The 12,152-nt window shown below is 71.8% G+C and carries 14 protein-coding genes; 13 read left to right on the plus strand and 1 reads right to left on the minus strand.

Features of this window, described 5'->3' with window-relative positions; translation table 11 throughout:
* Positions 1 to 46: 46 nt before the first annotated feature.
* Positions 47 to 1,000: a carbohydrate kinase family protein gene (locus C6N31_RS20375; protein ID WP_198357947.1), complete on the minus strand. Its 954-nt coding sequence runs from the start codon at positions 998 to 1,000 to the stop codon at positions 47 to 49.
* A gap of 177 nt (positions 1,001 to 1,177) precedes the next feature.
* Between C6N31_RS20375 and C6N31_RS20380 the strand changes: the two genes are divergently transcribed.
* From C6N31_RS20380 to C6N31_RS20440, 13 genes are all read left to right on the plus strand, one after another.
* Positions 1,178 to 1,828, plus strand: a complete 651-nt coding sequence (locus C6N31_RS20380) for a class F sortase (RefSeq protein ID WP_198357948.1) — start codon at positions 1,178 to 1,180, stop codon at positions 1,826 to 1,828.
* Positions 1,829 to 1,870: 42 nt separating this feature from the next.
* A complete protein-coding gene (locus C6N31_RS20385; protein WP_198357949.1) occupies positions 1,871 to 2,443 on the plus strand; it encodes a GNAT family N-acetyltransferase in 573 nt (190 codons plus the stop codon).
* A gap of 92 nt (positions 2,444 to 2,535) precedes the next feature.
* Positions 2,536 to 2,619 (plus strand): putative leader peptide, encoded by an 84-nt coding sequence (locus C6N31_RS46115; RefSeq protein ID WP_331283982.1) that lies wholly within the window; start codon positions 2,536 to 2,538, stop codon positions 2,617 to 2,619.
* 167 nt (positions 2,620 to 2,786) lie between these two features.
* Positions 2,787 to 4,484 (plus strand): nitrite/sulfite reductase, encoded by a 1,698-nt coding sequence (locus C6N31_RS20390; protein WP_198357950.1) that lies wholly within the window; start codon positions 2,787 to 2,789, stop codon positions 4,482 to 4,484.
* The gene (locus C6N31_RS20395; protein ID WP_138354334.1) at positions 4,481 to 4,675 is read left to right on the plus strand and encodes a hypothetical protein; all 195 of its coding nucleotides are present in this window, start codon (positions 4,481 to 4,483) and stop codon (positions 4,673 to 4,675) included. The genes C6N31_RS20390 and C6N31_RS20395 overlap by 4 nt, the downstream gene beginning before the upstream one ends.
* Positions 4,672 to 5,376, plus strand: a complete 705-nt coding sequence (locus tag C6N31_RS20400; RefSeq protein ID WP_138354333.1) for a phosphoadenylyl-sulfate reductase — start codon at positions 4,672 to 4,674, stop codon at positions 5,374 to 5,376. Before C6N31_RS20395 ends, C6N31_RS20400 begins: the two co-directional genes overlap by 4 nt.
* The gene (gene cysC, locus C6N31_RS20405) at positions 5,376 to 5,966 is read left to right on the plus strand and encodes an adenylyl-sulfate kinase (protein ID WP_138354332.1); all 591 of its coding nucleotides are present in this window, start codon (positions 5,376 to 5,378) and stop codon (positions 5,964 to 5,966) included. The genes C6N31_RS20400 and cysC overlap by 1 nt, the downstream gene beginning before the upstream one ends.
* Positions 5,963 to 6,889, plus strand: coding sequence for a sulfate adenylyltransferase subunit CysD (cysD, locus tag C6N31_RS20410; protein ID WP_138354331.1), 927 nt, complete (start codon positions 5,963 to 5,965; stop codon positions 6,887 to 6,889). The genes cysC and cysD overlap by 4 nt, the downstream gene beginning before the upstream one ends.
* Complete coding sequence (locus C6N31_RS20415) at positions 6,890 to 8,248, plus strand: sulfate adenylyltransferase subunit 1 (protein WP_138354330.1); 1,359 nt, start codon at positions 6,890 to 6,892, stop codon at positions 8,246 to 8,248.
* Between the two features lie 211 nt (positions 8,249 to 8,459).
* Positions 8,460 to 9,584 (plus strand): aliphatic sulfonate ABC transporter substrate-binding protein, encoded by a 1,125-nt coding sequence (locus C6N31_RS20425; RefSeq protein WP_138354328.1) that lies wholly within the window; start codon positions 8,460 to 8,462, stop codon positions 9,582 to 9,584.
* Positions 9,585 to 9,694: 110 nt separating this feature from the next.
* Positions 9,695 to 10,504: an ABC transporter ATP-binding protein gene (locus C6N31_RS20430; RefSeq protein WP_138354327.1), complete on the plus strand. Its 810-nt coding sequence runs from the start codon at positions 9,695 to 9,697 to the stop codon at positions 10,502 to 10,504.
* Positions 10,491 to 11,399, plus strand: a complete 909-nt coding sequence (locus tag C6N31_RS20435; RefSeq protein ID WP_138354326.1) for an ABC transporter permease — start codon at positions 10,491 to 10,493, stop codon at positions 11,397 to 11,399. The genes C6N31_RS20430 and C6N31_RS20435 overlap by 14 nt, the downstream gene beginning before the upstream one ends.
* Positions 11,399 to 12,148, plus strand: a complete 750-nt coding sequence (locus C6N31_RS20440) for a sirohydrochlorin chelatase (RefSeq protein ID WP_198357951.1) — start codon at positions 11,399 to 11,401, stop codon at positions 12,146 to 12,148. Before C6N31_RS20435 ends, C6N31_RS20440 begins: the two co-directional genes overlap by 1 nt.
* Positions 12,149 to 12,152 lie beyond the last annotated feature (4 nt).

Consider the following 12,152-nt stretch of genomic DNA (forward strand, 5'->3'; position numbering starts at 1 on the left):
GGACGCTGACGTACCCCCACCACCGCCGGAGGCGCGCGGCGCAGCGTTAGAGCTGATGCGGCCAGGGCGGGTTCGCGCCCTGTACCGCGCAGGTGGCGGCAGCCACTGCGGTCCCCAGGGTGACCGCCTTCTGGACGTCCGCAGGAGTGAGGGCGGTGAGGCGGCCGCCGAGGTGGCCCGCGCCGTGCAGATGGTGCAGCAGGCCCGCCATGAACGCGTCGCCCGCTCCGACGGTGTCGACGACGTCGCACCGCTGGGCCGGTACGTGGAGTCGTTCGCCGTCGAGGGAGGCGAGGGCGCCCTCGGGGCCGAGGGTGATGACGACGAGGGGGACGCCGAGGGCGTGCCATTCGTCGCAGGCCTTTTCCAGCGGGGTGCCGGGGTGGAGGTGGGCGAGGTCGTCGTCGCTGAGGCGGAGGATGTCGGCCGCCGCGCACCAGCGGGACAGCCGCTGCCGGTAGCGGTCGGGGGGTACGAGGCCCGGTCGGACGTTCGGGTCGATGCTGATGGTGGTGCGGGGGCGGAGGTCGTCGAGGAGCTCTTCGACGCGGCCGGCGCCGGGGTCGCGCACGAGGGCGAGGGAGCCGGTGTGCAGACAGGCCGGGTCGGCGGGCAGCCCGGCCGTCAGCTCGGCCGCCGTCCACTGCCAGTCGGCGGTGCCCTCGGCGTGGAAGGTGTAGCGGGCCCGGCCGGCCGCGTCGAGGTCGGCGACGGCGAGCGTGCTGGGCTCGGCAGCGTCGGGGCAGCCGGTCAGGTCGACGCCGGAGCCGGCCAGTCGCTCGCGGAAGAGCCGGCCGAAGACGTCGCCCGACAGCCGGCCGAGGAACCGGGTGGGCGTGCCGAGCCGGGCCAGCGCGACCGCGGTGTTGGCGGGGCCGCCGCCCGGTGCGACGGTCAGGTCGAGCCCGGCGGCCGGCTCGCCGGACCGGGGGGCGGCGAAGGCGTCGGCTACGCATTCGCCGAGGACGACGACGGGACGGCTCGGACTCGTGCGGGACATGCGGGACAGCGTACGAGGCTCTGCCGGGTGGCGGCAGGGCGTGGAGGGGGCCGGCTCCGGCGGCCCTGGGGCGCGCGCCCCGCACCACCCGATCGCCTGCCAGCTGTCGCCGCCCGCCCGCCCCGCGTCTAGCGTTTCGGAGGGTGGTCCCCCGGGGCCCCGAGCGGGAGGAAGGCCATGGCCACGGAGCAGCCGGCGCGCAAGGGCCTCGCCGCACCCGTCGCCGTCGCTCTGATCGCTGTCGTCGGGGTGGCCCTGATCCGCAGCGGTTCCGAGGAGCGGGCTCTTCCTCCGCAGCCCGCCGCGGCGGCCGCCGTCGAAACGATTCCGGGTGTCGTCCCCCCTGCCGCCCGGAAGGTCCCGCCGCCGTTGCCGGCCTCGCCGCCGGTCCGGGTCAGGATTCCGTCGATCGGGGTGAACGCCCCGCTGATCACCGTCGCGCTCGACAAGGACGGCTGGGTGGGCTCGCCGCCGGCGGCGGAGAAGAACCTGGCCGGCTGGTTCAGGAACTCCCCCACGCCGGGCGCGGCCGGCACCTCGGTCATCGACGGGCATGTCGACAATCTGGCGGGGCCCGCCGTGTTCTACGGTCTCGGCGCCCTGAAGAAGGGGGACCGCGTCGAGGTGACCCGCCGGGACGGCCGCACCGCGGTCTTCGACGTGTACGGCGTCGAGGCCTTCGCCAAGGACGCGTTCCCGGCGAAGCGGGTGTACGGCGACACCGGCGCGGCCGAGTTGCGTGTCATCACCTGTGGCGGCGGCTTCAGGGAGAAGGGCGGATACGACGGCAATGTCGTCGTCTTCGCCCGGATGGGCGCGGTGCGCTGATCCGGTCGCGGCTGTGCGGCGGCGGCGAATTAGGCTGGTGGCATGAGCATCAGCGTGACCACCTGGTCCCTCGAACAGACCGCACCGGCGGATCTGCGGCCCTCGGCCGTGCCCGCCGCCGGGTCGGGGGTCCGGATCGTGGCCGCCGAGGTGCCGTCGCCCGACTTCAGCCGCTTCCTCTATGCGTCGGTCGGCGCGGACTGTCTGTGGACCGACCGGCTGGGCTGGACGTACGGGCGCTGGCAGGCGCATCTGGACCGGCCGGGCTCGGAGACGTGGGTGGCGTACGACCGGGGCACCCCGGCCGGGTTCGTGGAGCTCGACCCGCAGGACGACGGCGTCGTGGAGATCATGTACTTCGGGCTGCTGCCGGCGTTCCGGGGCCGCGGCATCGGTGGCCATCTGCTGTCGTACGGGACCGCGCGCGCCTGGGACCTGGCCGGCCGGTGGCCGGGGCGGGCCGCGACGAAGCGGGTGTGGGTGCACACCTGCAGCCTGGACGGGCCGCACGCGATGGCGAACTACGAGCGGCGCGGGTTCCGGCTCTTCGACACCAGGACGGCGGACGAAACGGATCAGCCGGTCCCCACCGGCCCGTGGCCCGTGGAGCAGTGACGCAGAGCACAGCGTCTCACCAAATGGGATAATCTGGTCCACATGCTGGACGACGGTGGACTCGTCCAAGACCCTCATGCCACGCTTCCGACATGTCCCGCACTGGAATCGCCTTGGTAGGTCGGCCGCACGTCGACTTCTGCCGCGTGTCCAGCGCCATCTGTCCGGCGAGCTGATCGCGCCGCGCCGGTTGGCGCCGGCACCCCCGCCACCCTCTCGCGCCGTGGTCGCGCATGCGCCCCGGCGCCGCCAACTGCCCTGATCGATTTCAGGTTTCCGCAGGCCATAGGGTGCATCCGCGCTACTACCGACGTATTCGCCCCTGCCCGAAGGACGCATCGCCATGGCCTCCACTCCTGATCAGCCAGCCGACACCACGGCCCGCCGCAAGGCCGGACGCCACCGTGGTGAGGGCCAGTGGGCCATGGGCCACTTCACGCCGCTCAACGCCAACGAGCAGACGAAGAAGGACGATGACGGTCTCAACGTGCGGACACGCATTGAGACGATCTACTCCCAGCGTGGTTTCGACTCGATCGACCCCGCCGACCTCCGCGGCCGCATGCGCTGGTGGGGTCTCTACACCCAGCGCAGGCCCGGGATCGACGGCGGCAAGACCGCCATCCTCGAGCCGCACGAGCTCGACGACGAGTACTTCATGCTGCGGGTCCGCATCGACGGCGGCCGGCTCACCACCGAGCAGCTGCGCGTCATCGGTGAGATCTCGCAGGAGTTCGCCCGCGGCACCGCCGACCTGACCGACCGGCAGAACGTCCAGTACCACTGGATCCGGATCGAGGACGTTCCGGAGATCTGGCGCCGGCTGGAGGCCGTCGGCCTGTCCACCACCGAGGCGTGCGGCGACACCCCGCGCACCATCCTCGGCTCGCCGGTGGCGGGGATCGCGGCCGACGAGATCATCGACGGCAGCTCCGCGATCGACGAGATCCACTCGCGCTACATCGGCTCCAAGGACTTCTCCAACCTCCCGCGCAAGTTCAAGACGGCGATCTCCGGGTCGCCGCTGCTGGACGTGGCGCACGAGATCAACGACATCGCGTTCGTCGGGGTGCACCATCCCGAGCACGGCCCCGGCTTCGACCTGTGGGTCGGCGGCGGGCTGTCCACCAACCCCAAGCTCGGCGTACGGCTCGGCGCGTGGGTCCCGCTGGACGACGTCGCCGACGTGTGGGCCGGGGTCATCGGCATCTTCCGCGACTACGGCTACCGCCGGCTGCGCACGCGCGCCCGGCTGAAGTTCCTGGTCGCCGACTGGGGCCCGGAGAAGTTCCGGCAGATCCTGGAGGACGAGTACCTCCAGCGCAAGCTCACCGACGGCCCCGCCCCGGAGTACCCCGAGCAGCAGTGGCGCGACCACGTCGGCGTGCACCGCCAGCAGGACGGCCGCTTCTACGTGGGCTTCGCGCCGCGGGTCGGCCGGATCGACGGCTCGACGCTCTCCAAGATCGCGGACCTGGCCGCCGAACACGGCTCGGGCCGGCTGCGCACCACCGTCGAGCAGAAGATGATCGTGCTGGACATCGAGGAGACGCGGGTCGAGTCCCTGGTGGCCGGTCTCGAGGCGCTCGGCTTCCAGGTGAAGCCGTCGCCGTTCCGGCGCGGCACCATGGCCTGCACCGGTATCGAGTTCTGCAAGCTGGCCATCGTCGAGACCAAGGCGCGCGGCGCCTCGCTCATCGACGAGCTGGAGCACCGGCTGCCGGACTTCGACCAGCCGCTGACCATCAACGTCAACGGCTGCCCCAACTCCTGCGCCCGCATCCAGGTGGCGGACATCGGTCTCAAGGGCCAGCTCGTCACCGACGAGAACGGCGAGCAGGTCGAGGGCTTCCAGGTGCACCTGGGCGGCAGCCTCGGACTGGAGCCCGGCTTCGGCCGCAAGGTGCGCGGTCTGAAGGTCACCTCCGCCGCGCTGCCCGACTACGTCGAGCGGGTGCTGCGGCGCTTCGAGGAGGAGCGCGAGGACGACGAGCGCTTCGCCACCTGGGCCGCCCGCGCCTCCGAGGAGGCACTGTCATGACCGAGCGCGCCGCGCCGTTCTACTGCCCGTACTGCGGGGACGAGGATCTGCGCCCGTCCGAGGAGAAGGTTCCGCACGGATCGGGAGCCGCGTGGGAATGCCGGGCGTGCAACCGGGCCTTCCAGTTGAAGTTCCTCGGTCTGCTGACCGAGGGACTCCGGAAGAACCCCCCGACTGGAGGCGAGTCGTGACCACCGCACAGCACACCGCCGAGGACCTGCGCAGTCTGGCCGAACAGGCCGGCCGCGACCTGGAGGACGCGGCCCCGCTGGACATCCTGCGCTGGGCCGCCGAGACGTTCGGCCCGCGCTTCTGCGTCACGTCCTCGATGGAGGACGCCGTCGTGGCGCACCTCGCGTCCCGCGCCTTCCCGGGCGTGGACGTGGTCTTCCTCGACACCGGCTACCACTTCCCCGAGACCATCGGCACCCGTGACGCGGTCGGCGCGGTGATGGACGTCAACCTCATCACGCTGACCCCGGTGCAGACCGTCGCAGAACAGGACGCCGAGTACGGGCCGAAGCTGCACGACCGCGACCCGGACCTGTGCTGCGCGCTGCGCAAGGTCAAGCCGCTGGAGCAGGGCCTGACCGGGTACGACGCCTGGGCCACCGGGCTGCGCCGCGACGAGTCCCCGACCCGCGCCAACACGCCGGTCGTCGGCTGGGACGAGAAGCGCCGCAAGGTGAAGATCTCCCCGATCGCCCGCTGGACGCAGGCGGACGTGGACGCGTACGTCGCCGAGCACGGGGTGCTGACCAACCCGCTGCTGATGGACGGCTACGCGTCCGTCGGCTGCGAGCCGTGCACCCGCCGGGTGCTGGAGGGCGAGGACGCCCGCGCCGGCCGCTGGGCCGGGCGCGGCAAGACCGAGTGCGGACTGCACGGCTGATGACCACTCAGATATCCCAGGAGCGAACGATGAGCGTGCCGGCGAGCCCGCGGCAGGCGGGTGCCACGGTGTGGCTGACCGGTCTGCCGAGCGCGGGCAAGACCACGGTCGCCTTCGCGCTGGCGGACCGGCTGCGCGAGGCCGGCCACCGGGTGGAGGTGCTGGACGGCGACGAGATCCGCGAGTTCCTCTCCGCCGGACTCGGGTTCACCCGTGAGGACCGGCACACCAACGTGCAGCGGATCGGCTTCGTCGCCGAACTGCTGGCCTCCAACGGCGTCAAGGTCCTCGTCCCCGTGATCGCCCCCTACGCGGACAGCCGCGAGGCGGTCCGCGGGCGCCACCGGAAGCAGGGCACCCCGTACTTGGAGGTGCATGTGGCCACCCCGGTCGAGGTGTGCTCCGAGCGCGATGTGAAGGGCCTCTACGCCAAGCAGGCCGCGGGTGAGATCTCCGGTCTCACCGGGGTCGACGACCCGTACGAGGCGCCCGAGGCACCGGACCTGCGCCTCGAGACCCACGGGCGCACCGTCGAGGACTCCGCCGCGGCGCTGGAAGCGCTGCTCGTCGAGAGGGGACTGGCACTGTGACCACCGTCGCCGCACCCAATGATTCCGCGTACGCGCTCAGCCACCTGGACGCCCTCGAGTCCGAGGCCGTGCACATCTTCCGCGAGGTCGCGGGCGAGTTCGAGCGGCCGGTGATCCTCTTCTCCGGCGGCAAGGACTCCATCGTCATGCTGCACCTGGCGCTGAAGGCGTTCGCGCCCGCCGCGGTGCCGTTCTCGCTGCTGCACGTGGACACCGGCCACAACTTCCCCGAGGTGCTGGAGTACCGGGACCGTACGGTCGCCGAGCACGGACTGCGCCTGCACGTGGCGCGGGTGCAGGACTACATCGACGACGGCCGGCTGCGCGAGCGCCCCGACGGGACCCGCAACCCGCTGCAGACGGTGCCGCTGCTCGACGCGATCGGCGAGGGCACGTACGACGCCGTCTTCGGCGGCGGCCGCCGCGACGAGGAGAAGGCCCGCGCCAAGGAGCGCGTCTTCTCCCTGCGCGACGAGTTCGGCGCCTGGGACCCGCGCCGCCAGCGCCCCGAGCTGTGGCAGCTCTACAACGGCAAGCACGCGGCCGGCGAGCACGTCCGGGTGTTCCCGCTGTCCAACTGGACCGAGCTGGACGTGTGGCAGTACATCGCCCGCGAGGGCATCGAGCTGCCGCAGATCTACTACGCGCACGAGCGGGACGTCTTCGCCCGCAGCGGCATGTGGCTGACGGCGGGCGAGTGGGGCGGCCCGAAGTCCGGGGAGACCGTCGAGAAGCGGCTGATCCGCTACCGAACCGTCGGTGACATGTCCTGCACCGGCGCGGTGGACTCCGACGCCTTCACCATCGACCAGGTCATCGTGGAGATCGCCGCGTCCCGGCTCACCGAGCGGGGCGCGACCCGCGCCGACGACAAGATGTCCGAGGCCGCGATGGAAGACCGCAAGCGCGAGGGGTACTTCTAAATGACCACCATCAGCGACGTCACCAGCGCCGAGCAGATCGCGGCCACCTCGCAGCTGCGCTTCGCCACCGCCGGCTCCGTCGACGACGGCAAGTCCACCCTGGTGGGGCGGCTGCTGCACGACTCCAAGTCGGTCCTGACCGACCAGCTGGAGGCCGTCGAGCACGCCTCGCGCCGCCGCGGCCAGGAGGCGCCGGACCTGGCGCTGCTCACCGACGGCCTGCGGGCCGAGCGCGAGCAGGGCATCACCATCGATGTGGCGTACCGGTACTTCGCCACACCGCGGCGCCGGTTCATCCTCGCCGACACGCCGGGCCATGTGCAGTACACCCGCAACATGGTCACCGGGGCCTCGACCGCGGAGCTGGCCGTGGTGCTCGTCGACGCCCGCAACGGCGTCGTGGAGCAGACCCGGCGCCATGCCGCGGTGGCCGCGCTGCTGCGCGTCCCGCACGTGGTGCTGGCCGTCAACAAGATGGACCTGGTGGAGTACGCGGAGCCCGTGTTCGCCGCCATCGCCGAGGAGTTCACGGCGTACGCGGCGTCGCTCGGCGTCCCGGACATCACCACGATCCCGATCTCGGCGCTCGCCGGGGACAACGTGGTGACGCCGTCCGCGAACATGGACTGGTACGGCGGCCCCACTGTCCTGGAGCACCTGGAAACGGTGCAGGTCGGCACCGACCTGACGGACGCGCCGGCGCGCTTCCCGGTCCAGTACGTGATCCGTCCGCAGACCACCGAGCACCCGGACTACCGCGGCTACGCGGGCCGGATCGCCTCCGGCATCCTCCGGGTCGGTGACGAGGTGACGGTCCTGCCGTCCGGCGCGACCAGCACCATCACCGGCATCGACGCCCTCGGCGAGCCGGTCGACGTCGCCTGGGCGCCGCAGTCGGTGACCGTGCTGCTCGCCGACGACCTGGACATCTCGCGCGGCGACCTGATCGCGCCGACCGCCTCGGCGCCGGCGACCACCCAGGACGTCGAGGCGACCGTCTGCCATCTGCACGAGCGGCCGCTGAAGGTCGGCTCGCGGGTGCTGCTCAAGCACGCGACGCGCACGGTGAAGGCCATCGTCAAGGCGCTGCCGTACCGCATCAATCTCACGGCCGGGCTCGCGCACGAGTCCGGGCCGGCGCAGCTGGACGTCAACGACATCGGCGCCGTCGTGCTGCGCACCGCCGAGCCGCTGCCGCTGGACGCCTACGCGGACTCGCGCCTGACGGGCTCCTTCCTGCTGATCGACCCCGCGGACGGCACGACGCTGACCGCGGGCATGGCGGGCGAGGCGTTCGCCGAACCCGCGGCGGCCGGTGCGTCCGCCGTGGAGAAGGAACAAGAGGGGTGGGACTTCTGATGGTCAACGATGCCTATTCGGGCTTCGCGAAGGAGGGCGGCCGCGTCGGCGGCGGCCTCCTCGGCGCCGGCACGGGCGGGGTGGCGCGATGTGCGCTCTAACCGCTGAACCCCGCAGCTGTAGGCGAGTACGCCCGTACCACCGAAGACCTGACGACTTTCCGGCAGCGCCCAGATAGGCGCGCTCCGGCTCTCCGAGAGGAACACCTCCCGTGTCTGCCGCAACCACCCGCAGCCTGAAGCGAACGATCGCCGCTGCCGCGACCCTCCCGCTCCTCTTCGGCGCTCTCGCCGCCTGCGGGTACGGCTCGAAGTCCGACGACACGAAGGACAGCAACGCTGCCCCGGTGGCCAGTTCGGGTGCGAAGAAGCTCTCCGCCGACGAAGTGAAGATCGGCTACTTCCCGAACCTCACCCACGCCACCGCGCTCGTCGGCCTCAACCAGGGCCTGTTCGCGAAGGAGCTGGGCGGCACCGCCATCAAGACCCAGACCTTCAACGCGGGCCCGTCCGAGATCGAGGCGCTGAACGCCGGCTCCATCGACATCGGCTGGATCGGCCCCTCGCCGTCCATCAACGGCTACACCAAGTCCAAGAGCACCAACCTGCGGATCATCTCCGGCTCCGCCTCGGGCGGCGTGAAGCTGGTCGTCAACCCCGCGAAGATCAAGACCCTGGACGACCTCAAGGGCAAGAAGATCGCGACCCCGCAGCTGGGCAACACCCAGGACGTGGCGTTCCTCAACTGGATCGCCGAAAAGGGCTGGAAGGTCGACGCGCAGAGCGGCAAGGGCGACGTCTCCGTCTTCCGCACCGACAACAAGGTCACGCCCGACGCCTACAAGTCCGGCTCCATCGACGGCGCGTGGGTGCCGGAGCCGACCGCGTCCAAGCTGGTCTCCGAGGGCGGCAAGGTGCTGCTCGACGAGCGCGACCTGTGGCCCGACAAGAAGTTCGTGATCACCAATGTGATCGTGTCGCAGAAGTTCCTGTCGGCGCACCCGGACGTCGTCGAGGCGGTGCTGCGCGGTTCGGTGAACACCAACGCGTGGATCACGGCCAACCCGGACAAGGCCAAGGCCGCCGCGAACGCCCAGCTCAAGAAGGACACCCAGAAGGCGCTGCCGGCCGAGATCCTCGACCCGGCGTGGGCGAGCATCCAGGTCCTCGACGACCCGCTCGCCAAGTCGCTGACGTCCGAGGCCGACCACGCCGTCAAGGCCGGTCTGCTGAAGAAGCCCGACCTCGCCGGGATCTACGACCTGACGCTGCTCAACAAGGTCCTCACGGCCGCGGGCAAGCCCACGGTGGACGCGGCAGGGCTCGGCAAGCAGTAGCAGCACCGCGCCACGGAAACACCCGGAAGCAGCCGCTGTCCGGCCCGCAGGGGCCGGACACCGGCGGCCCGCAGCACGCACCGCCCGCCCACGTACCAGGAGGTGACCGGATGGCCACGGCAGTCAGGACCACCGAGCAGCACAGCGCGGACACCGCCGTCGCAGACGGCGCGCCCGCCGTTCGCATCGACCACGTCCACAAGGTCTTCGGCCGTCCGGGCTCCGCCCAGGCGGTGCTCGACGACATCACCCTCGACGTCCGTCCCGGTGAGTTCGTCTGTCTCCTGGGTGCCTCCGGCTGCGGCAAGTCGACCCTGCTCAACCTGGTCGCGGGCCTCGACCGGCCGACCGCCGGCACCATCACCGTGCCCGGCGGCGGCCGTCCGGCGCTGATGTTCCAGGAGCACGCGCTCTTCCCCTGGCTCACCGCCGGCAAGAACATCGAACTGGCGCTGCGGCTGCGCGGTGTGCCGCGCGCCGAGCGCCGCCCGGAGGCCGAGCGGCTGCTGAGCCTGGTGCGCCTCGACGGGTCCTACGGCAAGCGGGTCCACGAGCTGTCCGGCGGTATGCGGCAGCGCGTCGCGCTCGCCCGTGCGCTGGCCCAGGACTCCAACGTGCTGCTGATGGACGAGCCGTTCGCGGCGCTGGACGCCATCACCCGGGACGTCCTGCACGGCGAGCTCACCCGCATCTGGGCCGAGACGGGCGTCTCCGTCCTCTTCGTCACCCACAACGTCCGCGAGGCCGTCCGGCTCGCGGAGCGGGTGGTGCTGCTGACGTCCCGGCCCGGCCGGGTCGCCCGCGAATGGGCCGTGGACATCCCGCAGCCGCGCCGTATCGAGGACGCCGCCGTCGCCGAGCTGTCCATCGAGATCACCGAAGAACTGCGTGGGGAGATCCGCCGACATGGCCAGCACTGAGACCGTTCCGGCCGATAAGAAGGGCAGTGCGGGAGCCCAGGACCTCGCGGGTCTGGAGGCCGGGCTCGACGCCCTGGACGCGGTCCAGGTCCGGCGCACCCCGTTCACCCAGGTCCTGGTCAAGAAGGTCCTGCCGCCGGTCTCGGCGGTCCTCCTGGTGCTCGTGGTGTGGCAGCTCGCCGTCCTGGCCGGCTTCGCGCCGGAGACCAAGCTGCCCGCCCCGCGGGCGGTCGGCAGCAGCTTCATGACGCTGTGGAACGAGGGCCAGCTCCTCGACATCATCTGGACCAGTGTCGAGCGCGGGCTGCTGGGCTTCCTCGCCGCGGTCGCCATCGGCACCCCGGTCGGCCTCGTCGTGGCCCGCGTCCCGTTCGTCCGGTCCGCGATCGGGCCGATCCTGTCGGGCCTGCAGTCGCTGCCGTCGGTGGCCTGGGTGCCCGCCGCGGTCATCTGGCTCGGCATCACCGACTCCGCGATGTACGCCGTCATCCTGCTCGGCGCGGTGCCCTCCATCGCCAACGGGCTGATCTCCGGCATCGACCAGGTGCCGCCGCTCTATCTGCGCGCCGGCCGCACGCTCGGCGCCAGCGGGGTGAGCGGTGCCCGGCACATCCTGCTGCCGGCCGCGCTGCCCGGCTACCTGGCAGGCCTCAAGCAGGGCTGGGCGTTCTCCTGGCGCTCCCTGATGGCCGCCGAGCTCATCGCCTCCTCCCCCGACCTCGGTACCGGCCTGGGGCGCTACCTGGAGAACATGCGCGAGGGGTCCGACATGCCGGGCATCTTCCTCGGCATCATCCTCATCCTCGTCGTCGGTATCGCCATCGACCTGCTGATCTTCAGCCCGCTGGAGCGCCGTGTGCTGCGCACCCGCGGCCTGGTGTCCCGGAGCCAGTAATGAACGGTCCTGTCCTCCTCGTCATCGCCCACGGCAGTCGCGATCCGCGCCATGCCGCGACCGTCCACGCGCTGACCGAGCAGGTACGGGCCGCCCGGCCGGGGCTCCGCGTCGTCACCGGATACCTCGACTTCTGCGCGCCGACCGTGGCGCAGGTCGTCGACCGCCTCGCGGCGGAAGGGGTCCGCGACATCGTCGCGCTGCCGCTGCTCCTCACCCGCGCCTTCCACGCGAAGGCCGACATCCCCGCCGTGCTGCGCGAGTCGACCGCCGCGCACCCCCGGCTGAGGGTCGCGGTGGCCGATGTCCTCGGCCCCTCGCCCCTGCTGACCGCAGCCCTGGAGCGGCGGCTGGCCGAGGCCGGGGTCACCCCCGGCGACCGCTCGACCGGGGTCGTCCTGGCCTCGGCGGGCTCCACCGACCCGGAGGCGATCGCAGTGATCGCTGAAATCGCGCGGGAGTGGCGGCACACCGGTTGGTGCGCCGTGCGGCCTGCGTTCGCCTCCGCATCCCTTCCCCGGACCGAGGACGCGGTCCGGCAACTGCGGGCCGAGGGCGTCCGCCGTATCGCCGTCGCCCCGTACGTCATCGCGCCGGGCTTCCTGCCCGACCGCATCGTCCGCGGTGCCCGCGAGTCCGGCGCCGACGCCCTCGCTCCTGTGCTGGGCGCGGCCCCGGAACTCGTCGAGCTGCTGCTGGAGCGTTATGCGGGGGCCCTTCTCCCCCGCCGGATCCTGCTCTCGGCCTGACGCG

Origin of the sequence: Streptomyces fildesensis (assembly GCF_016107395.1) — a bacterium.
Classification (GTDB): Bacteria; Actinomycetota; Actinomycetes; order Streptomycetales; family Streptomycetaceae; genus Actinacidiphila; species Actinacidiphila fildesensis.

Coding starts and splice junctions, on each gene's coding strand:
- C6N31_RS20435 (WP_138354326.1), top strand. CDS start 10,491: ATGGCCAGCACTGAGACCGTTCCGGCCGATAAGAAGGGCAGTGCGGGA.
- C6N31_RS20375 (WP_198357947.1), bottom strand. CDS start 1,000: ATGTCCCGCACGAGTCCGAGCCGTCCCGTCGTCGTCCTCGGCGAATGC.
- C6N31_RS20395 (WP_138354334.1), top strand. CDS start 4,481: ATGACCGAGCGCGCCGCGCCGTTCTACTGCCCGTACTGCGGGGACGAG.
- C6N31_RS46115 (WP_331283982.1), top strand. CDS start 2,536: ATGTCCCGCACTGGAATCGCCTTGGTAGGTCGGCCGCACGTCGACTTC.
- C6N31_RS20390 (WP_198357950.1), top strand. CDS start 2,787: ATGGCCTCCACTCCTGATCAGCCAGCCGACACCACGGCCCGCCGCAAG.
- cysC (WP_138354332.1), top strand. CDS start 5,376: ATGACCACTCAGATATCCCAGGAGCGAACGATGAGCGTGCCGGCGAGC.
- C6N31_RS20380 (WP_198357948.1), top strand. CDS start 1,178: ATGGCCACGGAGCAGCCGGCGCGCAAGGGCCTCGCCGCACCCGTCGCC.
- C6N31_RS20385 (WP_198357949.1), top strand. CDS start 1,871: ATGAGCATCAGCGTGACCACCTGGTCCCTCGAACAGACCGCACCGGCG.
- C6N31_RS20440 (WP_198357951.1), top strand. CDS start 11,399: ATGAACGGTCCTGTCCTCCTCGTCATCGCCCACGGCAGTCGCGATCCG.
- C6N31_RS20415 (WP_138354330.1), top strand. CDS start 6,890: ATGACCACCATCAGCGACGTCACCAGCGCCGAGCAGATCGCGGCCACC.
- C6N31_RS20430 (WP_138354327.1), top strand. CDS start 9,695: ATGGCCACGGCAGTCAGGACCACCGAGCAGCACAGCGCGGACACCGCC.